The sequence below is a fragment of the Bacillus cereus group sp. BcHK124 genome (assembly GCF_027712065.1).
In the GTDB taxonomy this organism is placed as follows: domain Bacteria; phylum Bacillota; class Bacilli; order Bacillales; family Bacillaceae_G; genus Bacillus_A; species Bacillus_A pacificus.
Window position 1 is genome coordinate 265,252 of the sequence record NZ_JAQFPJ010000002.1, and the last position, 23,187, is coordinate 288,438.

Consider the following 23,187-nt stretch of genomic DNA (forward strand, 5'->3'; position numbering starts at 1 on the left):
TTACATGTAGGAATCTACCTCTCTTACATAACAGTTTTTGAACCGCCATTCTCAGCATATGAAACATACGTTTAAATTTCAATAGAAAAATTATTTTGAAAACGTTTTTACAAGAAAAATATTTTAAACAAAGAAAAAGACAGAGCGCTCTCTGCCTTAAAAAGCTTATGTTGCCTTTATAACATATTTAGAAAGCATCCACAAGTTAAAACCAACTGAAATCGTGTAACCAGCGTATGTTGAAATAATAAAACTTACATAATCGAAATACGGAAGCAATACAATATTTAAAACTATCTTTACAATAATGCCAATCACTAACCCTAGCACCGTTTTCTGTTGCTGATTGATTCCTTGCAGCATCGCAGCTGTTACTGTAAAAAGCGAAAATAGTATACAGGCAGGAGCGTAATACTGTAAAATAATACTCCCCATCTCTGGATCATTTCCGGCACCGAATAAAAGAGTATATACTGGTTTTGCTAACATCATCATTCCAATCGCCGCTGGTACCGTAATACCTACCACTAATAGATTCGTCCTCGTAAAATGTTTGTACAGTAACTTCACATTTCCTGCTGTATAAGCTTTTGTCATCTCAGGTACGAGTGACATACTAAAAGCAGTCGCAACGGAAACTGGGATAAGTACAACCATCTGAACAAGTCCAATTATTGCATTAATCTTCTCTGCTTCTCCTTGCATATATCCCATTTGTATAAGCAATTTATTAATTGTAAATGTGTCAATCGTCTGATACAACGGAATTGCTAAACCAACCACAACAAATGGTATTGAATATGTAAAGAGCTCCTTATAGAGTGAGAAAAAAGATTTCGTTGTTTGTGGTATACTTGCCATTTCTTTTTTCTTTAAGTGCTTTCTCCTCCTTATGTAATACGCACTTAAAACAGTTAGTCCACCTATCGCTCCCATAAAAGCACCGAATGTTGAAATACCAACAGCTAGTGAGATAGAAGCTTTTAAAATATATATAACGACAAAGCTTCCTATCAAGATGGTTAATACCCGAAAAAATTGCTCTACAACTACACTTAGAGCAGAAGGCCCCATCGATTGGAACCCTTGAAAAAAGCCCCTTAATAAACTCATGACTGGTACAAGTATTAACGCAAAACTTACAATTTGAATATTAGTAGTGACCGCCGCTATACTATTCCCCGTTTGATCATTTCCATCGATTACAAGTTTAGCCAAATGCGGAGCTAGCATATACAACGTAAAACTCGAAATAATTCCCATTATAAACATAAAAACAATTCCACTTTTCAGCACTCTCTTAACCGTATGATAATCATTTAGTTGATCATATTTTGATACCATCTTTGAAACTGCAAGTGGTAGTCCCATCGTCGCAATGCTGAGCATAATTGTATATGGACGATAAGCATACGTGTATAAAACGTATCCACTCGTACCGACCATAGCTGTAAATGGTATAACATATATAAACCCTAACATTTTAGATATCATCGTTGCCATTGTTAAAAATATCGTTCCACGTATAAACGGTGACCCTTTCATCACATTCCCCCGCTACACTTTATTATTACACATTATGGACAACTCTTTTTTTTTAGAACCGAAACAAGTAAAAAAAGCCAATGAAAAATCATTGACTTTAACGCGCTGCTTTTTTCTTTTTGAAATACTTTAAACCGAAGTATAGAGCAATAAAGAGAATCGCTCCTATAATTATGTAATGTGTGTAATCAGATGCATATTCTTTAATATGTCGCCAATTTCCACCAAGCTTTTCACCTAAATATATAAATAGTATTGACCACGGAATAATCGCAACTACTGTATACAGTGTGAATAGTTTTAATGGCATCTTAGCTAATCCTGCTGGAATAGAAATTGCATGACGTACGACTGGGATAAAACGTGCCGAAAAGATTACTCCTGCTCCGTAACGCTTAAACCAATTTTCTGCTATGTCTAAATGGTGTTTATTAATAAGCAGATATTTCCCATATTTCTCTACAACTGGACGTCCTCCGTAGTATCCAAGCCAGTATAAAAAAATCTGTGCTAGCGTACCACCGATCGTTCCTGCAATAACAGCACCAACAAAACTAATTTTCTCTTCTGCCACTAAAAAACCGGCATATGAAAGTACAATTTCACTTGGGATAATTTCAATCATTAAACCGAGCGCTACCCCAAAATAACCTAAGCTTGCAAAGAACTGCAATAACTGTTCTATTATATTTGCTAACATTTTATTTTCTATCTCCTTTTTTCTTCACATACCATCCCATTATTACATAAAGGTTGCATTCTGCCAATATCTTCATTCCAACATTATTATTGGCATAAGCATTATTAATCTATTACTATTTCTTTCTGAGGTTCTTTTATGTAGGCAAACATTTGTTTAATTTGCTCTTCTGTATTTCTAGCAATCGATAAATTAGGCAATTCATTTTCACCAAAAAACTCCACATCATCTGTTTCAATACTAGTTTTCTTTTCACCACCAATAATTTTACAGCCAATAAAAATTTTATATACATGCGTTGCTGAAGGCGATGGTTGATGTTTTTCTTTATCAAATATAGCGAGTAGCTTAAAATCATCTACTTCAAACCCTGTCTCCTCTAAAACTTCTTTTGCTGCTACTTCTGTCGGCGTATAACCGATATCAGCCCATCCACCTGGCAATGCCCATTTCCCATCACTTTTTTCTTTCACAAATAATAACTTTTCATTTTCAAAAACGACTGCTCTTATATCGACTTTAGGTGTTTGATAGCCTGTCTCACTTGCAAATAACTTCTCTACAACTTCCCAATCTGTCTTTGTATAATGTGACATCATCGAAATGGAAATATCCCGTAATTGTTGGAAACGTTCTATATCATACACATCCTTAGAATACGTTAAACCCGCTTGAGCTATAGATTGTATTTGTTTTACCCAATCAATCCATTTTACCGTCATGTTTCCACATCCCCATTCTTTATTAAGTACCTATTACGTCAATTCTACCAATACATCTTTATTATACAAAAAAAGAGATTGATAATGTTCCAATCTCTTTCAAAATTAATCCAATTCATGTAAATGATCTTGTATATACTTTCTTCTTTTATTTATATATTCCTCAATCATATCAGCTTCTTGATCAAATATTTCTAATTTTTCTTTCATATATGGATCTTGTAGTAAATAAGGACGAATCGACTCACACAAACTTTTTACTTTCGGCATCATAAATGAAACGGTAAATTGTTCTTCTAATATTTCTTCCAAAATACCTCGGTATTGCTTTCTAAATACAGGTATATCTAACAATCTTGCACTTAACGTGTTATAACCTTGAATACGAATATATTCATGATTAAGTGGTCTCCCTTGTACATCTCGCCCCCAAGTCGCATCATAATCCCACGGTATCACTTCAAATAAATTTGTTTCATCATTATGATATAGTGCATAGTTATGAACGAAACCATCAAAGTTTTGTGTAAAAATAACGCCAGCTAACCATCGTAAATATTTATCAACATGCAAAAACTTCCCAATTTCTTTTTCATAAGATTCCCTCGACAAAGCGTTCGCTTGAAATACAAATTCACTCAGCTGTTCTTCACTATTTTCATTCGAATATTTAAATTCATAACCTGCAAAAAGCTCGGTCTTAACATCTTTATCTCTCTCACTCATTAAAGAAAAATTCGCATCATCATCTATCGCATAATAAATAGAACCACTCGGTAATCCTCTATTTTTCAAAAAGTTTTCGTCAACTGATTCTAACTGTAAATATACACCTTGAATTTGACCATTAATTTTTATAAACACATGTTGTGATTTCGGTGAAAGTACACCAATATCATGAAAAAAGTCTAAAGATAATTTATTTCGTATGAGAGACGGATCCATAAACTCAGAATTTAAATGAATCTCTTTCGCACCTTGAAATTTTTTAGGCTTATAAAACATAACATGATAAGATTTTTTCTCAAATTCACGAATATGAGCACCACGGTATACGATATCAATATCATACTTCTTTTTTCCATAAGTTAATTTTGCTGGCACTGGACTGTCTGACCAAATGTCTTTTTTCAATTCCACTAAGTACATTGGATGAATAAAAAAATCATATGAAGGTAACATGTTTTCTCATCCCTTCTCAGTTCTCTTCATTCAATGTATGCAACTCGCCTTGTCCATACATCCGCTATCATCTATTTATATAAAATTACACTCTTGTCCTGTTCAGAAAGACGTCATATCTCATATCATGTTAAGGAAAAAGAATACCTTTTCACCTGAATACATGATAAGGAGGATTTCTATGAAACGTGATATTAGAAAAGCGGTTGAAGAAATCAAAAGTGCTGGGATGGAGGATTTCTTACACCAAGATCCAAGTACTTTTGAATGCGATGATGATTGTACTACAAAAATAGAATGTAGCGACGATTGTAAATGTCCAAGAACAAGATGTACTCGCGTGAAACATTGTACTTTCGTTACAAAATGTACGCATGTTAAAAAATGGACATTTGTTACGAAATGTACGCGTGTACGCGTTCAAAAATGGACGTTCGTTACGAAAGTAACACGTAGAAAAGAATGCGTTTTAGTTACAAAACGTACTCGTAGAAAACATTGTACTTTCGTTACAAAATGTGTACGCTTTGAAAAGAAATTTTACTGGACGAAACGATGTTACTGTAAAAAATGCGAATTCTTCCCGAATGGACACGGTGGCTCTTGCGACGATTCGTGTGATGATGGAAAGAAATGGAACGATTGCAAAGGTGGCGGACATAAATTCCCATCTTGCAAAAACAAGAAATTCGATCACTTCTGGTATAAAAAACGCAATTGCTAGTTTTTCATACAAAAAAGGCCGTTTTCACGGCCTTTTTTGTATGCTTACTGAAAATGACTTATATCTGCAAATTGCTTCACTTCACCTTTATCTTCTTCAAATTCTATAATACTCAAACTAGCACTATGCATAAATGGATCATCCCACACATTTTCTATTTCAATACCTGCAAAATGTCCTACAAGTAGCTTTGCCGCTGCCGCATGAGAAACAATTAATATACTTTCTCCTTTATGCTTTTCTAAAAGAATCTGCATCCCCTCAATTACCCTTTTATGAACAGCCTCAAAATTTTCTCCTGATGTTGACTGAAAAAGATGTGGTTCATACCAAAATAACTGTATGTCGTCTGGGTATTGCCTTTCTATATCATCAATGGTCTGTCCTTCCCATATACCCATGCTAATTTCATAGAAATGCTCATCCGCGATTATTGGTATATCACGTTCTCCCTTTATTAACTCTGCAGTATGAAGGGTTCTTTCACTCGGACTACTATAGATCGCATGAATAGATAAATCTTTCATTCGCTCTCCTAATTGCTTAGCTTGCAGTATACCATTTTCAGTTAAAGCAGAATTTTTCCGTCCTTGCATTCGCTTCGCTACATTCCATTCCGTTTCACCATGCCTTGTTACATATACCGTTGTCTTCACTTCAATTCCCCCTTACCATGTTGGCCGCAATTCCCACGGTTCTACTCGTCCTACAATCCATTCATTACATTTACTTTCAATTCCTTTTATTACCCCATCCGATATTTCTTCATGAGTAAGCCATCTTGCGTATGTATCTTCTAATATAAAACCTAAAATTATTCTATGATAGCTACATCGCGTACCGCCTATTTTTTGTGAGGCTATTCTCGACGCTTTATTGCCTAAAATATGAAAAACTTCGTATGTTTCAGACGACAAGTCTAATTCTCTACAAATAAGTGATAACGCATCTTTTGCACTTGAGTGTATCCATGCGACAACTAATGTTATTGGGCCATTCCGCTCAATTGTGCTTTTAATAGCTACCTTTACATCGTCATCATTATGATAATCTAACGGAAGGCATGTGATATTTTCTGGTATAGCACTCTCTCGTTTAACATTTTCTAATTTCACTTCATCTCTTCCAATAATAGAAACATGAAACTCTTGCTCACAAAGCCACATAGACACCCTCTTTAGCATTCCTGTTCCACCAATTACTAGCGCATGCAACTTCTTTTCCTCCTTAGTAAAATGTCATATGAGGTTTATCTTCCCTATAATAATTAAGTCTGTCTTGCAATGTCCCTGAATGAAATTCAAACTTATGTCCGTCTGGGTCAACAAAATAGATAGATTCACAATCCCTTACATCACGTTCTCTTCCTTTTAAAATATGAACATCATTTTCTTCTAATCGCTGCAGTAGACTTTCAAAGTCTTTCTGTTCAACAGAAAACGCAATATGTGTATAAGATTGATAAATCTCATTTCTCGGAATATGTATTTCTTCATTAAGTGCTACCCATACTCCACATATATTAAAATATGCAAGTTTTCTTCCTCTAACTAATAATTCTCCTTCCAATACTTTTTCGTAAAATTCAATAGAATCTTCTAGATTAGATACTGAAAAACAAAGATGATTGATTCCGTTTAACAACTATAATTCCTCCTATACAAATAAAAGATGAGCGAAAATTCACTCATCTTTTATTATACTATTTTTTTGTAATATATGCCCACTTATAACTGAAGTCCCCACCAAACGTATGATTCGCAATACCTTTTACGTACGGTTTCTCTAAATATGCTGTACTTTGTTGATACGTAGGAGAAATGGCAGCATCTTGACCAATTAAGATTTTTTCCGCTTCTGCAAGTGCATTCCAGCGTGCTTTATCATCTTTTAATAGTTCTCCTTTTGACTTCGCTACTAACTCATCATACTTCGGATTAGAATAATCCATTTCATTAAATGAGCTTCCAGTAACAAACATATCAATATAAGTCATTGGATCTGGATAGTCTGGACTCCATGCAGATAAAGAGAATTCATATTCAAATTTCTTTTCTAAATCTAACTTCTGTTTATATGGCTGTTGTTTTAAATTCACTTTAATACCAGGTAAATTTTTCTCTAACTCTTCTTTAATAAAGTCTCCTACTTTTTTACGACTACCGTTATCATCATTTAGTAATTCGACTGTAATTGTATCTTGGCCAAGTTCTTTCTTTGCTTCTTCCCATAACTTTTTCGCTTTTGCTGCATTATCTTTACTGTCACGGAAATTTTTATTTACAGTACGGAAATCTTTCCCATCTGGTCCTGTCGTAAATTTTTCAGGTACTAAGAAATATGCTGGCAATGATCCGTCATTTAAAATAACATTTGCAATTCCTTTTTTATCATATGCTAGGTCAATTGCTTCACGAACTTTTTGATTTTTAAACGTTGCATTTTTTTGGTTAAATCGTAAGAAATACATACGTGGATCTAACTTCGTTTTAAATTCATCTGGCTTATTCTTTTTATATTTATCAACAAATTCAGAAGTTAAAATAACACGGTCCGCTTGATCACTATCATATAAATTTACTCCTGTGCTCGTTTCCTTCACAATATTCACATTAATTTCTTCTAACTTCACAGTATCTTTATCCCAATAATTAGGGTTTTTCTTTAACTGATAACTTCGTTCATGTTTCCATTCACTCATCGTAAACGGTCCATTATATAATAATTTATCTGCTTCTAATCCGTATTTATCTCCTTGTTCTTTCACATATTTTTCATTTAAAGGGAAGAATGTTGGGAATGAAGTAAGCTCAAGGAAATATGGTGCTGGTTGTTCTAATTCTACTACTAACGTTTTATCATCCTTCGCTTTCACTCCTAATTGATCTAACGGTAACTCTCCTTTATTTACTTTCTGTGCATTTTTCACATCAAATAAAATAAATGCATACTCAGCTGCCGTTGCTTTATCTAATGTACGTTGCCATGCATATACAAAATCTTGTGCTCGAACTGGATCACCATTTGACCATTTCGCATCACGTAATTCAAATGTATATGTCTTTTTATCTTCACTAATTTTCACGTCTTTTGCCATACCTGGAGTTGGTTTATTATCCTTATCCAAGCGATATAATCCTTCCATTGCATTTACAAAGGCACGGAATGATACAGAGTCTGTTGATTTTGACGTATCCATTGAAGGAATTTCTGCTGTTTCTAGTAAGTTTAATACTTGCTTATCTGCTACCCCCTTACCTGCTTCTTTCTTCGTTGTAGATGCCTTCTCCCCATTTCCGCAACCTGCAACTAATACGCTAGTCGATAATGCAACTGCAGCAATCGTTGTTGCCTTTCTCTTCATTGTTCCTTCCCCCAATCTATATGTATAAAGTGAAACTTTAATCAGTGGGGGGTTCTTCATCCCCCACTGATTATTAGTTGAACCAATCGGGCTTTTATGGGCAGTTGCCCCCCCACCTAACTTCTTTGCTTTCACTGAATTTTGAGGTGGGGGTCTTACTGCCCATTAAAGCGGGATAAATGAAAGCCAGTATAATACATATTATTATACAAAAGATTCAGATTATTTCAAATATTATTTTCGTATATACAAAAAAAGAAGCGGATAGAGAGCTCTACTATCCACTTCTTTTTCTATTTCTTTTACTTGTAATCCATCCTCTATGTCAAATGGATTTTGAACTTTAAATATTTCGTCCATTATCTTTAAAAATTCTTCCTCATTTTTAGATTCGCCATTAATCATAAGTGAGTATGGTTCGATCTCACCCAATTTATAATCAACAACAAATTGGATCGTAACCTTTTTCTTCGACATATCCGGACTATCCCCTTGGAACTCTACCAATTCTAATCCTTCAGTGCCACGATAATATGCCCAACCCGGATTTCTAAAATAATTTTCAAACGATTCACCAATTGAAAAGAATGGATATTCATATAGCGAGCTTGTACGAACTTTTTGAATAATATCTCGATCAGTCGGGAAAAAGAAATGGCTGATAAAAATACTAGCAACCGCTAAAATCGTAACAATTGTTGCTCCCATTTTACTCGTTCCACCACTATCACGAATGAGGTACTTTTCAACCGATTCATCTTGAATTTCTCGTGCTTTTATTCGATATATACGCCTTTCTGCAAATTGATAATATAATCCATTCGCAAAAATCGCCATTCCAAATAAAATAAAAACGAGTAATAGAAACGTAAGAGGCACCATATTAATGATCGGCAATGCTACGTTGAAGCCCATATAATAAGAAAACGCATCACACGCTAATAATAACAATACAAATAAAGCTGCAGGTAAATAATACTTACGATATCCGAGCCAACCTACATTGAAAATAGCTGCCCAACCATTCCAGCTCCACCTAGCAATCCGCTTTTCCTCAAGCTCCCATTTCCTTTTGTAATACGGATATTGTCTCCCTACATATACTTCTAATTCCTTGTCTATTAGCGAACTTCCTTCACTCTGTTCAGTATGCAAAGTCCGCTGGCAACTTTCACAATTTAACTGATTTCCCTCGCAAAGTTGCCCACAATTTATACATTTCAAAACAATCCCTCTTCCCATCCATACGTCATTTCAAAATACCTTCGTGTTTTAATAACCACTCTTTCCTCCATAAACCGCCCGCATACCCAACAAGTTTCCCGCTCTTTCCTATTACACGATGACACGGAACGATTATTGAAATCGGATTGCGACTATTTGCTCCTCCTATGGCTCGTACAGCTTTCGTATTTCCGACTTTCTCTGCAATATCTAAATATGAAGCACTTACGCCATAAGGAATCGTATAGAGCGCATCCCATACTTTTTTTTGAAATGCTGTTCCCTCAGCAGACAACGGGACTGTGAACTCTTTTCTATTCCCCTTAAAATATTCATCTAGCTCATTTATACATTGATCTATCATTTCATTTATATGTTCTTCTTGTCTCTCATCAACAAATATAACAGACGTAATTCCTTTATCATTCGCTGTAATTTCTAGCAAGCCTAATTCACTTTCATAATAAGCTTGGTACATATGTCATCCTCCAATTCAATTCATATTCATTATTGTAACACGAATAGACAAAATTTTTCGTATAAGCGTTTTATTCGAGAAACAAAAATGAGAATGATACAATGTAAGAAAATTCAATCTAGGAGGCTATTGGATGAATTACAAACTTTTTTCACCTTATACAATTAAGGATGTTACATTAAAAAACCGGATTGTTATGTCACCTATGTGCATGTATTCATCGGAAAACGGGGATGGCCAAGTAACGAATTTCCATCTCATTCATTATGGAACAAGAGCTGCCGGTCAAGTTGGTTTAGTTATGATTGAAGCAACAGCCGTGTTACCTGAAGGTCGAATTTCAAATAAAGACTTAGGCATTTGGGATGACAGTTTAATTGAAGGCTTACATAAAACGACAACTTTTATACACGATAATGGTGCAAAAGCTGCCATCCAACTCGCTCACGCTGGAAGAAAAGCAGAATTAGAAACAGATGCGTTAGCTCCTTCAGCCATTCCATTTAATGAAACAATGAAAATGCCAATAGAGATGAGCAAACACCAAATTAAAGATACTGTATTAGCTTTTCAGCAAGCTGCAGTACGATCCAAACAAGCTGGATTTGACGTTATTGAAATACACGGTGCTCACGGTTATCTTATTAATGAATTTCTTTCTCCACTTACCAATAAGCGGACTGATGAATATGGTGGTTCACCTGAAAACCGCTATCGTTTCTTACGCGAAATCATTGACTCCATAAATGAAGTTTGGAACGGACCGTTATTTGTCCGTATTTCAGCAAATGATTATCATCCTGACGGGTTAACAGTTCAAGATTATGTTCAGTATACGAAATGGATGAAAGAACAAGGAGTAGATTTAATCGATTGTAGCTCTGGGGCTGTTGTACCTGCACGCATCGATGTTTATCCTGGGTATCAAGTACAATATGCTAAACATATTAAAGAACATGCTAACATTGCAACTGGTGCAGTGGGATTGATTACGACTGGGGCACAAGCAGAGCAAATTTTAAATAATAACGAAGCAGATTTAATTTTTATCGGACGTGAGTTACTTCGCAATCCTTACTTCCCACGAATAGCCGCCAATGAACTTGGCTTTGAGTTAGAAGAACCCTATCAATACGAGCGAGCGCCTGGGAAAATCAGTACAAATAAATAAAACCGAGAAGCTTTTCTTCTCGGTTTTATTTATTCTATCGTTGTAATTTCATTCGAATTATAAATGTGGATACCTGATTCTTCTCGCAATGCAGTTATATACATCCCTTTTGCCACATCTTTAGCTGAAATTGGTTTATACTTTTTGAAGGCTCCTTTAAATATAAAAGGAATCATACGAGATAATTTTTCCGCCATTCGTTCACCAAAGCGAAATTCTTGTCGATTTCCTACTAATAAAGATGGCCTAAAAATGTGAATACCACCGATTACTAACTTTTGCAATTCCTCTTCCATTCTTCCTTTCACTTGTGAATAAAAGAAAAACGATTTAGGATTCGCTCCCATTGAGGACACAACAAGGAAATTTTGCACCCCTTGTTTTTCAGCTAAACAAGCCGCTCGTAACGTATATTCATAATCTACCTTTTTGAAATTAGCTTTCGTTTTTGCTTTTTTGATTGTTGTTCCTAGACAACTAAATACGTCATCTACAGCAAAGAACTCTTTATATTCCTCTAATGCCAAATAATCTACTTGCTTTTGCTGTAACTTTTCATGTTGCCATTGCATTGGTTCTCTTACAAAAATAGTAACCGAATCGTAGTAATCTGATTCAAGTAATAGACGCGTTATCTCTTGCCCAACTAAACCACTTGCACCAAGTACTAACGCTGTTCGTTTATTCATATATGCATATACCTCTTATTTTACTTTTCTCTCCTTTAGTAACATACAACTTTTAGGAGTTTCCTTCTCTCATTTTACCACAAGTAAAGCACTATGCGTACGCATAGTGCTTTACTCACTCTTTTTTCTCATCTTTCTCTCGTAATTTTGTTACGGTTGATGCATCTCCTAAATTACTTATTAATCTTCTTAAAAAAATCAAGACTACGGCTAATGGTAGTACTACCGCTAATATCAATAAAATAGCTTCCATTAAGTAACCCAAATACTCATCCCCCTCTACACCCTCCTTTCATATATATGAACACTACGTTGTCACATATGCATGTATTCGCAAAAATAACACATCTATATTTGACAACTTTATAACAAAATCAAATCGGAATGATTATTATTTATTGCAACTTTATAAAAGATGTATTATACTAAGTTCGCAAACTAAAACGTAATTATTCCGTTTTGTATTAAAATGATATTTTTCTTCTATAATTGGGGAAAATATATCCGTAAAAAAAGAAAAGAGGAGAACTTCATGCCTAAAAGATTGACTATACTTTCATTCTTACTTATTTTCACTTTAATTTTTACTGGCTGCTCAAATACAAAAGAAGGTAATGCCAAGAAAGACGGAAAGCTAACTGTTTATACAACTATTTTTCCTCTTGCAGATTTTGCAAAAAAAATTGGTGGTGACTATGTAACTGTTGAAGCAATTTACCCACCTGGTGCAGATTCTCATACATTTGAACCAAGTCAGAAACAAACAGTACAAGTTGCAAAAGCCGATTTATTCGTTTATAACGGCGCTGAATTAGAACCATTTGCTGAAAAAATGGAAAAAACATTACAAAAAGAAAACGTTAAAATTGTAAATGCATCAAAAGGTATTGAACTGCGTACTTCTACTGAAGAAGAGCATCATGATCACGGAGACGGCCATAAAGAGGATGAACATCATCACGATAAAGACCCACACATTTGGTTAGACCCTACTCTAGCAATGAAACAAGCAGAAAAAATTAAAAATGCACTTGTAGCATTACAACCTGACCATAAACAAGAGTTCGAAAAAAACTTTGCAGCACTTCAAACAAAATTTACTGATTTAGATGATCAATTTAAATCAGCAGTTGCGAATGCAAAAACGAAAGATATTTTAGTTTCTCATGCGGCTTATGGATACTGGGAACAACGCTATGGCCTGAAACAAATTGCTATCGCCGGTATTTCAGCTTCTGATGAACCATCTCAAAAACAACTTGCTGACATTACAAAAACAGTAAAAGAACATAATCTAAAATATATTTTATTTGAAACATTTTCTACTCCAAAAGTAGCATCCGTTATTCAAAAAGAAACAGGTACAAAGATTTTACGCTTAAATCACTTAGCTACTATTTCTGAAGACGATGCGAAAAATAATAAAGATTACTTCACTTTAATGGAAGAAAACGTAAACACATTGAAAGAAGCTACTAACTAACCAACTTTTGATAAGAAGCTGAATACGACATTCAGCTTCTTTTTTATGTGTTTCTGCTTGACTTGACCAAAATAACAAGTAAAATTATCCATATTAGCTTTCAAGCTATATCAATTTAGAAGGTGAGTTGGAATTATGACTCTTCACATTTGTGAAGTAACAGAAAAAAATTGGCGTTCGGTAGCTGCTTTAAACGTCGCAAAAGACCAGCAGCAATTTATTGAAAGCAATGCGTTTTCTTTAGCAGAATCATTATATGAGGGAAACGGAACGTCAGTAGGTTTATATGATGGAGAAACACTTGTAGGATATGCAATGTATGGATGGTATTGTGAAAAACGTAAAAGCGTATGGTTAGATCGCTTTATGATTGACCAACAATATCAAGGAAAAGGATACGCAAAACGTTTCCTTCGCTTGCTCATTCAATTCTTACAAAATAAATTTGAATGTAAAACAATTTATTTAAGTTTACATCCAGATAACAAACTTGCAATGGGATTATATGAATCATTTGGATTCCGTTTAAATGGCGATATTGATGATGAAGGCCCTGTTGTAGGTGTTGTAATGGAGTTACTTTTAGATGAACATACAAGCCTGTGAAAACAGGCTTTTTTATTATCCTTCATTTTTTGCAATCTAGCATTTTTCTACAAAGTGCTTAGTTAATCCAAAAATAAGCCTGCAATATGCGCAGACTTATTTCACACACTCCTCAAAATGTGCTTGGAACCATTCTTTATTAATATCTTTTCCGATGAAAACAACTTCACTTACTCGATCTTCGCCCTCTTGCCACTCTCTATCATACGAAGCAGCAAATAACGTATGTACGCCTTGGAAAACGATACGTTTATCCACTCCATCAATCGATAAAATTCCTTTGTAGCGATATAAATATTCTCCTAGTTCTTGAACGACAGCTGACATCCACTCATTTAGTTTTTGTAAATCTAACGGACGCTCTTCGCGTAGTACAAACGATTTTACACCTTCTAAATGATTATGCTCTGTATGAGGATAAATTTGTAACGTATCTTTCGTTTTAAACGTTTGAATTTGTAGTAACGATGGAATATCCACATCACAATTAGTCGACTGAATTAACTTTGCAGTCGGGTTTATTCCTTGAAGTTCATGTAAGAGATTTTCTTTTTCACTCTCTTCAATTAAATCTAACTTATTCACTAATACAACATCAGCAAATGCAATTTGTTCTTTTGCTTCTAGCCCTTTTTCAAAATGTTTATGTATATGATAACTGTCTACTACTGTTACAACACCGTTAATTTGGTATGCAGATTGAATAACAGGATCTAAAAAGAATGTTTGAATAATAGGACCTGGATTTGCAAGACCAGTCGTTTCAATTACTAATCCATCAAAGTCCATTTTCCCTTCTGCTTTTACGTCCAGTAATTGTTTTAACGCAACGAGTAAATCCTCACGTACAGTACAGCACAAACAGCCGTTTGTCATTTCCATAATTTCTTCTTCAACATTCATAATCAACTGATTATCAATACCAATTTGCCCGATTTCATTTACGATCACCGCTAATTTCTGACCGTGATTCTCTGATAAAATACGATTTAATAATGTCGTTTTCCCTGATCCAAGAAAACCAGTTAATATTGTTACTGGAATCATGCCTTACATCTCCTTATAGCTATATGTTTCTATATTATAGCACATAGAAAAAATCGTTTTTATAGCAAAACATATTTATTGTTTGTACGCCCCTCAAACTATATAATAATATGTAGTAAGAAAGCCTTTTCAAAATAATAATCATTCATCAAGGGGGTACTTATAATGGAACGAGTTCAAATGGCCGAAACGCTAGAATTTTCTCGTATTATTCAAGGGTTTTGGCGTTTAGCAGAATGGAATATGACGAAACAAGAGTTACTTTCTTTCATTGAAGATTGTATGGATATGGGAATTACTACTTTTGATCACGCTGATATTTATGGCGGTTATACGTGTGAAGGACTGTTCGGAGAGGCATTACAACTAAAGCCTTCCTTACGCGAAAACATGCAAATCATCACAAAATCTGGAATCGCTCCCCCATCACCGAAATTTCCAGAGCGTTATGTTGCTCACTACAACACTAGTGCAGAACATATTATTCAAAGCGCAGAAGCTTCACTTAAAAATTTACATACAGATTATATTGACGTATTACTTATCCATCGTCCTGATCCTTTCATGGATCCAAATGAGGTGGCAGAAGCGTTCTCTCGCTTAAGACAAGAAGGAAAAGTTCGTCATTTTGGTGTATCTAACTTTTTACCTTCCCAATTCAATATGTTAAGTTCATACTTAGATTTCCCGCTTATTACGAACCAAATTGAAGTATCAGCTCTGCAACTTGAGCATTTTGAAAAAGGAACAATTGATTTATGTCAGGAAAAACGAATCAATCCAATGATTTGGTCACCTCTTGCTGGCGGAGAAATCTTTACTGGTCAATCAGAACGTGCTGTACGTGTACGTGAAACTGTGCAAAAAGTCGCTACTGAGCTAGGTGTTTCTAGTATCGATACGGTTATGTATGCTTGGTTACTTGCACATCCAGCTAAAATGTTGCCAATCATCGGCTCAGGTAAATTAGATCGTGTTAAAACAGCCGCTCTTGCTACAAAAGTTAACTTAGACCGTCAACAATGGTTTACAATTTTCGAAAGCTCTAACGGACATCCTGTACCATAATGCACAAAAAGAAGAGCCGTTTCTCTACAGCTCTTCTTTTTCATATGTATTTCTAGTCATCGCAAATACACACATATCCCTTAATCCATTTCCATCTACTGCAACACTCGCACTTTCTAACGTACCTTCTAATTTAAAGCCCAATTTTTCAGGGATCGCTCTACTCTTCTTATTTAAAGCATCACAACGAATTTCTACGCGGTTTGCTTTCAGTTCAGAAAAAGCATAATCTTTTATCCCCTTTGCAGCCTCGACCATATAACCCTTTCCACTAAACCTCGAATCAATCCAATACCCGATTTCAAATTGTGGTATATCCCAATTAATGCGATGCAATCCGCTAGATGCGATAAACTCGCCTGTTTCTTTCGAAAATACTAGTAACCTTAAATCCTTACGCTGTAAAAATTGAATATGTGACTTTCTAATGCTCACTTCTACTTCTTCCTCTGTTTGCTCTTTTTGTGCAAAAACCATCCATGGTTTTAATTCTTTCATAGAAGCTTGAATGGCATCGTATACAGCTTTACCATCACCCGGTTTCGGCATTCGAATCAATAGCCTTTCAGTATAAAATTCAGAAGGAAAATCGAATAATAACGGATTCACTTTCAACACTCCCTATAATTCTTTTATATATAATAATATCCATCTCAAACTATACAGTAAAGAAATTTCTGAATTTTATACATTTAATTCATTTACATCTACCGCAACACGAACGCCAGATTCAATTGCCCCTTGTATCCATCCGTGATATAACGTTGTATGGTCTCCAGCAAAGAATATTCTTCCCTCTGGTTTGACAATCGCTGGTTGCAACTCTGATTCTTGACCTGCCTGAAATAGAGCAAACCCTCCAAGTGCATATGGATCCAACGTCCAACTTTTTGATATACCAGATAAGAATTCATCATATACTTGACCACCTAATATCGTTGCTAAGTTTTGTAATGTGTAATAAATACGATCTCCCTTTGATAATCCATCCCATAACAACGCATCATATGACCACGTATAGCTTCCTAGCATCATTGCTGGTCCCTTTCCTCCAATTCCATAGCTTGGATAATAGGCGTAACGAATTGGCAAATCCGTTATAATTCTGCCACCTAATTGTCCTTGTTCTTCCCAAAATCGACTTTTAAATTGAATTCCTATTTTTGTCGCAGGCATATAATGCAATTCACGAATTGCTTTCCATTTCTCATGCGATATAGAATCAAATGGATCTACTTCTACAAACCGCATTGTTGAAAATGGAATGGTCACAATAACTAAGTCCCCTGTAATACTACTATATTCAAACGTTTCTTCGTTTCGATAGAAAGCTGTCACACCATTATCATGCTGATGTAGCTTCATTAATTTTTGATTATATATAATATCTTCCTCTAATTGTGGTAAAAAAGATTTTGGCAATCTATCATTCCCGCCTATTATTTCACAAAATCCGCTCTCCTCTTGCATAATGTATAAAAAACGTAATGTCTCAACGAATGACCTTTCTAAAAACCCTTCTAAATCCAACAAAACGCCAATCATCTCAATTGTTACTGGTGAAAAGTAAGTATTATATTGATAAGGGTGATATTTTAAAAATTGTCCTGTAGAGTATCTCCCAAAATCCTTTACTACAACATCCCAATTTTTCTCTGGGTTCTTTTTAATAAAATTTATAATAGGCTGTACCGCTAACAATAATAGCTCCTCAGACGTTTTCCCCACTTCATTCATTTCTACAGGATACTTTAATATACTTGGATCTTTTTCATATTGTTTTAATGTCGTTTTCCGGCCATTTACGTAAATAATATCAGTCTCATTCCTATTAATAAAAGGGCTTACCTGTAGCCCAAATTTTCTTATATATGCCATCGTTAATGTATGAGAATACGGAATTCTCATTGCCCCTACATCCAAATATAAACCGGTATCTTCCATTCTAACTGTCTCTATGCGGCCACCTACCCGGTTGTTTGCCTCAAAAATCTTCACTTCATGTCCCGCAGCTTTTAATAAAGATGCCGAAACTAATCCAGCCATGCCAGCCCCTACTACAATAATTTGTTTCGGGCTCGTCGTCTCCTTTAATCCTTTATCTATAATTTTTAACGTTTCATCCATCTCCGTGTTATACATTATATCTTTCTGCACAATTCCACCCCTTACTTCATCAAATGGGCATTAGTCGTTTAGTGCATTTTATTCATAAATTTCTATAAACATAACAACAGAGCAAGTTAAATATTCACTAAAAATACATAAGAGATAGCTCTCACATCTCTTTACGCTTCGTATAATATAGCAACAGCAAATAAGGAGTGGTTGAATATGAAACCAACTTACGACTACAATGCTACAAAGAAGTATTTAGAAGAAAAGAAACAACAGCTATGCAACAAACTTAGTAATATGCATCTATCTAAAAAAGAACGTGAACAACTAAAACTTGAGATTGATAACTACGAATATATTCTAAATGTAGTCGAAATGAATCATTATGAACGAGGATTTTCACGTTAAAAGTGGATATGTAATTTATCCACTTTTTATTTTGAGCATTTCATTACGCATTTTTCGTAAGTAAATATATAATAGGATGTACATTAAGATTGAGAGGTATATTCTATGATCAAATTAAGTGTATTAGACCAATCCCCTATTTCAGATGGTAATACGGCAGCCCAAGCTTTTTCACATACAGTTACGCTTGCGCAAGAAGTTGAAAAACTCGGATATACACGCTTTTGGGTATCAGAACATCACAATTCTGTAAGCCTTGCTGGCTCAAGTCCAGAAATACTTATTTCTCATATTGCAGCGAAAACGGAGCGGATGAGAGTCGGTTCGGGTGGTGTCATGTTGCCACACTATAGTCCGTATAAAGTTGCTGAGAATTTCCGTGTTTTAGAAGCGCTTTATCCAAATCGTATTGACCTTGGTGTCGGCAGAGCACCTGGCGGTATGCCAATTGCAACTCGCGCGCTTCAAGAAGGAAAAATGGTCTCACTTGATCAATATCCAGAGCAAATTGCAGATGTTGCAATGTACTTACATGATCAAGTACCAGAAAACCATCATTATGCAAATTTAAAGGCTACTCCTGTAATTCCCACATCTCCTGACATGTGGTTGCTTGGCTCTAGCGGAGAGAGTGCAAAGATTGCCGCACAACAAGGTGCTTCTTTTGCATTCGCACAGTTCATAAACGGATACGGTGGACCCGAGGTAATGGAGGCCTATCAAAAACAATTCCAACCTTCCTATTTAGGAGATAAACCAAAATCAATCGTCGCTATTTTTGTTATTTGCGGTGAAACAACTGAAGAGGCGGAAAAAATTGCTTCTAGTTTAGATTTATCAATCTTATTACTAGAACAAGGAAAGCGTACAACTGGTACACCTTCTATTGAAACTGCACAAAATTATTCATACAGCGCCTATGATTTATTCCGTATAAAAGAAAATCGTCAACGTATGATCGTCGGTGATCCCTCTTCTGTGAAAGAACAAATCGTAAACTTAAGCAAAGCGTACAATACTGATGAATTTATGATTGTCACAATTACTCATCGATTTGAAGATAAATTAAATTCTTATCGCTTACTAGCGAATGCTTTTCATTTATAAGGATAAAAGGGAGATACATCCATTATGATGCATCTCCCTTTCTTACTACTTATTACTTTTGTCTTCTATATATTTAATAGCTTCTTTTAATAGTTCATCAAAATCCTCAGGATAATCATGTTTTAAATTAGGTACAACTTTAAACTCATGTTCTATATTCTTATCTTTTAATACTTGTACAAATTGCTGCGTACATTCGAAACAATCTTCATCTTGATCCCCGCACACTACATATCCCTTTATATTTTTATCTTGTAGCACTTCCAACAACTCATTCCATTCATCAATCTCTGGAAGCCACGGCGCCATAAAAATAAAACCATCTACATCTATATCTTTATGTAAAATTGTATACAAAGCTACTCTGGCACCAGCAGAAAAACCACCAATTATTACACTTTCTCCCCTATGATTTTCTATAAACTTAACGTAATGCTCTTTTAATTCTTCTTTCCCTCTCTGTATATCATCCCAAACAAACCCATCTGAAAACTGAATTTGCGAAGACTGTGGTAAAGCTAACGTATAATCTTGATCCAAAACAGATTTCCAATATGGTTCTACTATTGCTATATTTTCTTGATCACCATGCATTGCAATAAATAGTTTTTCTTTTTTCTTACTGTCTATATATTTCACATCTGCTCGTTCTGTTTTCTTTGCTAACTCTTCTCTTTCTTTACATAATTGAACCATTTGATGAAACTCTTCAAATTTATGTAGTGGTTTTAAATCGTCGTCCGAAATTAAATACTCATTTCCATACCAAAAACCCTTTTCTATAATAGCTTCCTTCATTACATGCATCGCTTCTTCTTCAAGTCCTGCTGCACTCGCTAATGCATATTTAAAATTATATATTTGAGCCTCATTCCCTACTATACCTTTCGCATGCTCCATTATATAAGTGTATGCTTCCAAACTTCCTTTACTTGCATAGCAATGTAACGTTTCATTTAATAATTGAATGTAAGTCATGCTATTTTTCATACACCCATTCCCCCATATTCTTTTATAATATGTATTTCTCAAACCTTTTTACTATTTTGTAATCACTATATATAACTCACGCTAATGGTACTTAATCATTACTCCTCTTCGTCCAATAAGTTTAGTATAAAGTTGAATAAACTGAAAAATCAATATTTTTATAAACAAAAAAAGACAACAATATATTTATTGTTGTTCTCAATACATCTACCCACTCTTTTGTTTTTTTCTATCTGGTTTACTTGAAACTAAATAATGTTTTTCTGAAATATATAAGTCTCTTTTTAATATACGATCTAAGTAAGGTCCTAGTTTCATTCCGCATATGAGGCGATCTTCACTACCTTCTACAATTGGAAACATTTCTTTTTCTGTTACATACTGATCTACTGCCTTTTGTACGATATCAATTTCTTTCACTAAGTTTAAGTTTTCTTCTGTATGTTCAAATACCTCAAGCGTTTCCTTCGTAATAAGAAAATGGTTTGTTGGAAATGCAGGTAAATACGGCTTTAACAAATCATAATTCACTGTATAATCATCATTTACTAATACTGTATAAACGATATTAGCATTCTTTTCTAAAAACTTGGCCATCGCTTGTTCCAATTCATCTTTCGTAATTTCACGCTCTTCTTTTCCAGTTTTGAAAAAGCGAAACATCGCATCGCCTCCTTTGTACTATATTATAGCATAAAAGAAAACTGAAAAATCACAAAAAAGTCATTGAAAGAATTTTTCAATGACTTTTTTCTTTATATTCTTATATTTATCCCACTTTAATGGGCAGTAAGCCCCCCACTGATTAAAGTTTCACTTTATTTTAAGAACGCACTTAGCATCCATACATGTTGTTCTAATGTTGTATGAATTGCTAACAACATGTCCGCTGATGTTTCATCGCCAGCTTCACCAGCAACTTCCATGCCTTCTTTTAATTCTTGAATCAATGCAGAGTAATCATTCACTAATGTTTGCACCATTTCTTCTGCAGATTCCTTGCTTGTCCCTTCATTCACACTAGATGTTGCCAAATATTCTTTCATTGTCGCTAACGGCTTACCTTCCAATGCTAAAATACGTTCTGCTAATTCATCAATATACGTTCCAGCTTCATTGTAAAACTCTTCAAATTTCTCATGTAATGTAAAGAAGTGTGGTCCTGTCACATACCAATGATAATTATGTAGTTTCACATATAACACATTCCAGTTTGCTACCTGCTTGTTTAATACTTCAACAACATTTGTTTTCGTACTCATACAATCCACTCCTCTTATCATTTCATAATGTTTGTCTTTTAAGAACCTAGTTACATATTACCATACTTTTCCTATCCTTTCGAACGATTGGCTCATATGTAACAAAGTTTTAACACCTTTAATACTTCCCTAATATCTTTTCATTCATGTATGTTTTCTAACAGTTCATACGTCTAATTGTCCAAGCTCATACATATGCATAATAGTAAATCAAGCTCATCGTAGTAGAAAGAGGGATAACATGGACAATCAACAATGGCAAGTAGCAAAGAAAGTGGCTGCTACTTATATTGGAACAGTCGTTGGAGCTGGATTTGCTACTGGACGAGAAATTGTTGAATTTTTTACAGTGAACGGATTTTATGGAACTATTGGTATATGTGTAAGTGGATTTTTTTTTATTTGGCTTGGCACAAAGATGATGTTACTCTCCTCACAAATCGGTGCATTTTCAGCGCAAGAATTTAACAAATACTTATTTGGGGATGTATTTGGAAATGTTGTAAATACACTATTATTACTCGTATTATTTGGTGTAACGAGCGTTATGTTATCAGGCGCTGGAGCGGTATTTGAAGAGCAACTTCGTTTACCAAGACAACTCGGTATTTTCATTACAGTAATCGCCTGTCTCATTATAGGTAGTCGCGGGTTACAAGGGGTTTTTGAAGTTAATACACTTGTCGTACCTATTATGATGATTTTCATTATCGGACTTGCTATTACAACGTTTTTTCACGGTACAACTCCTATTAGCAATACTATTCCTGCAGAAAGCTGGAATATGAAGTGGATAACTAGTCCTATTACATATGTCGCCTTAAATCTTTCTCTCGCCCAAAGCGTCCTCGTCCCGTTAGCCAGTGAAGTAAAAGATCGAAAGGCCATTTTATGGGGCGGTATTTTAGGTGGGGCAGGACTTTCTTTAATATTATTATGTAGCCATTTAGCTATCTTATCAGTCGACCAATTTTATCAATATAACATTCCAATGGCTGAAGTCATAAGAAAATTCAATGCCACTTTTCACTTTTTCTTTGTTCTTATCATTTTCGGTGAAGTATTCACAACTTTAGTTGGCAATGTGTTCGGAATGACAAAACAAATGCAATCCATCACTGGCTGGAAAAATAACAATATTATTTTCTTCATTTTACTAATAAGTTATTGCTTTAGTTACGTTGGTTACAGTGAATTACTCCACATTCTATATCCTATAATCGGGTGGGTCAGCATCATTTTACTTCCAATTATTGCTTTTAAACAACTTCAAAAAACATAAAAGAAGCATCCATGTTA

Annotated in this window: 26 protein-coding genes; 8 read left to right on the forward strand and 18 right to left on the reverse strand. The window is 34.8% G+C overall.

Annotated elements, in window-relative coordinates; all coding sequences use genetic code 11:
- Nucleotides 1-165: 165 nt before the first annotated feature.
- The 4 genes from PDK19_RS06470 to cotH all read right to left on the reverse strand — a co-directional run bounded on the left by PDK19_RS06470 (nucleotide 166) and on the right by cotH (nucleotide 4,149).
- Complete coding sequence (locus PDK19_RS06470) at nucleotides 166-1,545, reverse strand: putative polysaccharide biosynthesis protein (protein ID WP_014893811.1); 1,380 nt, start codon at nucleotides 1,543-1,545, stop codon at nucleotides 166-168.
- A 97-nt stretch (nucleotides 1,546-1,642) separates the two neighbouring features.
- Nucleotides 1,643-2,245 carry a DedA family protein gene (locus PDK19_RS06475; RefSeq protein WP_049113522.1) on the reverse strand — a complete coding sequence of 201 codons (603 nt, stop codon included), beginning with the start codon at nucleotides 2,243-2,245 and terminating at the stop codon, nucleotides 1,643-1,645.
- A 104-nt stretch (nucleotides 2,246-2,349) separates the two neighbouring features.
- Nucleotides 2,350-2,967, reverse strand: a complete 618-nt coding sequence (locus PDK19_RS06480; RefSeq protein WP_049113521.1) for an NUDIX hydrolase N-terminal domain-containing protein — start codon at nucleotides 2,965-2,967, stop codon at nucleotides 2,350-2,352.
- 105 nt (nucleotides 2,968-3,072) lie between these two features.
- Entirely contained in the window at nucleotides 3,073-4,149 is a 1,077-nt protein-coding gene (cotH, locus tag PDK19_RS06485) for a spore coat protein CotH (RefSeq protein ID WP_000937985.1), read from the reverse strand.
- A 181-nt stretch (nucleotides 4,150-4,330) separates the two neighbouring features.
- Here cotH and exsB point away from each other — a divergent pair, with 181 nt between their 5' ends.
- Nucleotides 4,331-4,873, forward strand: coding sequence for an exosporium protein ExsB (exsB, locus tag PDK19_RS06490; protein WP_000817487.1), 543 nt, complete (start codon nucleotides 4,331-4,333; stop codon nucleotides 4,871-4,873).
- A 44-nt stretch (nucleotides 4,874-4,917) separates the two neighbouring features.
- On the opposite strand, the gene PDK19_RS06495 is transcribed toward exsB, so the two are convergent.
- From PDK19_RS06495 to PDK19_RS06520, 6 genes are all read right to left on the reverse strand, one after another.
- Complete coding sequence (locus PDK19_RS06495; RefSeq protein WP_000859178.1) at nucleotides 4,918-5,529, reverse strand: phosphoserine phosphatase 1; 612 nt, start codon at nucleotides 5,527-5,529, stop codon at nucleotides 4,918-4,920.
- Between the two features lie 12 nt (nucleotides 5,530-5,541).
- Nucleotides 5,542-6,087, reverse strand: a complete 546-nt coding sequence (locus PDK19_RS06500) for a short-chain dehydrogenase (RefSeq protein WP_000543148.1) — start codon at nucleotides 6,085-6,087, stop codon at nucleotides 5,542-5,544.
- A 13-nt stretch (nucleotides 6,088-6,100) separates the two neighbouring features.
- Nucleotides 6,101-6,517, reverse strand: coding sequence for a FosBx1 family fosfomycin resistance bacillithiol transferase (fosB, locus tag PDK19_RS06505; protein WP_000931692.1), 417 nt, complete (start codon nucleotides 6,515-6,517; stop codon nucleotides 6,101-6,103).
- A gap of 58 nt (nucleotides 6,518-6,575) precedes the next feature.
- Nucleotides 6,576-8,237, reverse strand: a complete 1,662-nt coding sequence (locus PDK19_RS06510; RefSeq protein ID WP_000823005.1) for a peptide ABC transporter substrate-binding protein — start codon at nucleotides 8,235-8,237, stop codon at nucleotides 6,576-6,578.
- Between the two features lie 234 nt (nucleotides 8,238-8,471).
- Nucleotides 8,472-9,461, reverse strand: coding sequence for a DUF2628 domain-containing protein (locus PDK19_RS06515; RefSeq protein ID WP_014893812.1), 990 nt, complete (start codon nucleotides 9,459-9,461; stop codon nucleotides 8,472-8,474).
- A 25-nt stretch (nucleotides 9,462-9,486) separates the two neighbouring features.
- A complete protein-coding gene (locus PDK19_RS06520) occupies nucleotides 9,487-9,939 on the reverse strand; it encodes a methylated-DNA--[protein]-cysteine S-methyltransferase (protein WP_000283887.1) in 453 nt (150 codons plus the stop codon).
- A gap of 133 nt (nucleotides 9,940-10,072) precedes the next feature.
- Here PDK19_RS06520 and namA point away from each other — a divergent pair, with 133 nt between their 5' ends.
- The gene (gene namA / locus PDK19_RS06525; protein ID WP_001107020.1) at nucleotides 10,073-11,110 is read left to right on the forward strand and encodes an NADPH dehydrogenase NamA; all 1,038 of its coding nucleotides are present in this window, start codon (nucleotides 10,073-10,075) and stop codon (nucleotides 11,108-11,110) included.
- A gap of 29 nt (nucleotides 11,111-11,139) precedes the next feature.
- Here namA and PDK19_RS06530 read toward each other — a convergent pair whose 3' ends face one another.
- Both PDK19_RS06530 and PDK19_RS06535 read right to left on the reverse strand, forming a co-directional pair.
- Nucleotides 11,140-11,799, reverse strand: coding sequence for an oxidoreductase (locus PDK19_RS06530; RefSeq protein WP_001042754.1), 660 nt, complete (start codon nucleotides 11,797-11,799; stop codon nucleotides 11,140-11,142).
- Nucleotides 11,800-11,914: 115 nt separating this feature from the next.
- Nucleotides 11,915-12,064: a hypothetical protein gene (locus PDK19_RS06535; RefSeq protein ID WP_000540927.1), complete on the reverse strand. Its 150-nt coding sequence runs from the start codon at nucleotides 12,062-12,064 to the stop codon at nucleotides 11,915-11,917.
- A gap of 267 nt (nucleotides 12,065-12,331) precedes the next feature.
- Here PDK19_RS06535 and PDK19_RS06540 point away from each other — a divergent pair, with 267 nt between their 5' ends.
- Complete coding sequence (locus PDK19_RS06540; protein WP_001126184.1) at nucleotides 12,332-13,282, forward strand: metal ABC transporter substrate-binding protein; 951 nt, start codon at nucleotides 12,332-12,334, stop codon at nucleotides 13,280-13,282.
- Between the two features lie 135 nt (nucleotides 13,283-13,417).
- Nucleotides 13,418-13,888, forward strand: a complete 471-nt coding sequence (locus PDK19_RS06545; protein WP_000172424.1) for a GNAT family N-acetyltransferase — start codon at nucleotides 13,418-13,420, stop codon at nucleotides 13,886-13,888.
- Between the two features lie 96 nt (nucleotides 13,889-13,984).
- On the opposite strand, the gene PDK19_RS06550 is transcribed toward PDK19_RS06545, so the two are convergent.
- On the reverse strand, nucleotides 13,985-14,935 hold the full coding sequence (locus PDK19_RS06550; protein WP_000613439.1) for a CobW family GTP-binding protein: 951 nt from the start codon (nucleotides 14,933-14,935) through the stop codon (nucleotides 13,985-13,987).
- A 165-nt stretch (nucleotides 14,936-15,100) separates the two neighbouring features.
- On the opposite strand from PDK19_RS06550, the gene PDK19_RS06555 reads away from it, so the two are divergent.
- Nucleotides 15,101-16,003 (forward strand): aldo/keto reductase, encoded by a 903-nt coding sequence (locus tag PDK19_RS06555; protein ID WP_000442801.1) that lies wholly within the window; start codon nucleotides 15,101-15,103, stop codon nucleotides 16,001-16,003.
- Between the two features lie 24 nt (nucleotides 16,004-16,027).
- Here the strand turns inward: PDK19_RS06555 and PDK19_RS06560 are convergent, their stop codons facing one another.
- Together PDK19_RS06560 and PDK19_RS06565 are read right to left on the reverse strand one after the other, a co-directional pair.
- Nucleotides 16,028-16,612: a GNAT family N-acetyltransferase gene (locus PDK19_RS06560; RefSeq protein ID WP_270706775.1), complete on the reverse strand. Its 585-nt coding sequence runs from the start codon at nucleotides 16,610-16,612 to the stop codon at nucleotides 16,028-16,030.
- A 75-nt stretch (nucleotides 16,613-16,687) separates the two neighbouring features.
- Nucleotides 16,688-18,160 (reverse strand): flavin monoamine oxidase family protein, encoded by a 1,473-nt coding sequence (locus tag PDK19_RS06565; protein ID WP_001168131.1) that lies wholly within the window; start codon nucleotides 18,158-18,160, stop codon nucleotides 16,688-16,690.
- A 177-nt stretch (nucleotides 18,161-18,337) separates the two neighbouring features.
- Here PDK19_RS06565 and PDK19_RS06570 point away from each other — a divergent pair, with 177 nt between their 5' ends.
- Complete coding sequence (locus PDK19_RS06570) at nucleotides 18,338-18,529, forward strand: DUF3896 domain-containing protein (RefSeq protein WP_000805517.1); 192 nt, start codon at nucleotides 18,338-18,340, stop codon at nucleotides 18,527-18,529.
- Nucleotides 18,530-18,634: 105 nt separating this feature from the next.
- Nucleotides 18,635-19,636, forward strand: a complete 1,002-nt coding sequence (locus tag PDK19_RS06575; protein WP_270706776.1) for an LLM class flavin-dependent oxidoreductase — start codon at nucleotides 18,635-18,637, stop codon at nucleotides 19,634-19,636.
- A gap of 45 nt (nucleotides 19,637-19,681) precedes the next feature.
- On the opposite strand, the gene PDK19_RS06580 is transcribed toward PDK19_RS06575, so the two are convergent.
- The 3 genes from PDK19_RS06580 to PDK19_RS06590 all read right to left on the reverse strand — a co-directional run bounded on the left by PDK19_RS06580 (nucleotide 19,682) and on the right by PDK19_RS06590 (nucleotide 21,888).
- Nucleotides 19,682-20,626: an alpha/beta hydrolase gene (locus PDK19_RS06580; protein WP_000798305.1), complete on the reverse strand. Its 945-nt coding sequence runs from the start codon at nucleotides 20,624-20,626 to the stop codon at nucleotides 19,682-19,684.
- Nucleotides 20,627-20,833: 207 nt separating this feature from the next.
- The gene (locus PDK19_RS06585; RefSeq protein ID WP_000488187.1) at nucleotides 20,834-21,289 is read right to left on the reverse strand and encodes a DUF3939 domain-containing protein; all 456 of its coding nucleotides are present in this window, start codon (nucleotides 21,287-21,289) and stop codon (nucleotides 20,834-20,836) included.
- 155 nt (nucleotides 21,290-21,444) lie between these two features.
- Nucleotides 21,445-21,888 (reverse strand): Dps family protein, encoded by a 444-nt coding sequence (locus PDK19_RS06590; RefSeq protein ID WP_000105198.1) that lies wholly within the window; start codon nucleotides 21,886-21,888, stop codon nucleotides 21,445-21,447.
- Nucleotides 21,889-22,129: 241 nt separating this feature from the next.
- Between PDK19_RS06590 and PDK19_RS06595 the strand changes: the two genes are divergently transcribed.
- Nucleotides 22,130-23,170, forward strand: coding sequence for a YkvI family membrane protein (locus PDK19_RS06595; protein WP_000370194.1), 1,041 nt, complete (start codon nucleotides 22,130-22,132; stop codon nucleotides 23,168-23,170).
- Nucleotides 23,171-23,187 lie beyond the last annotated feature (17 nt).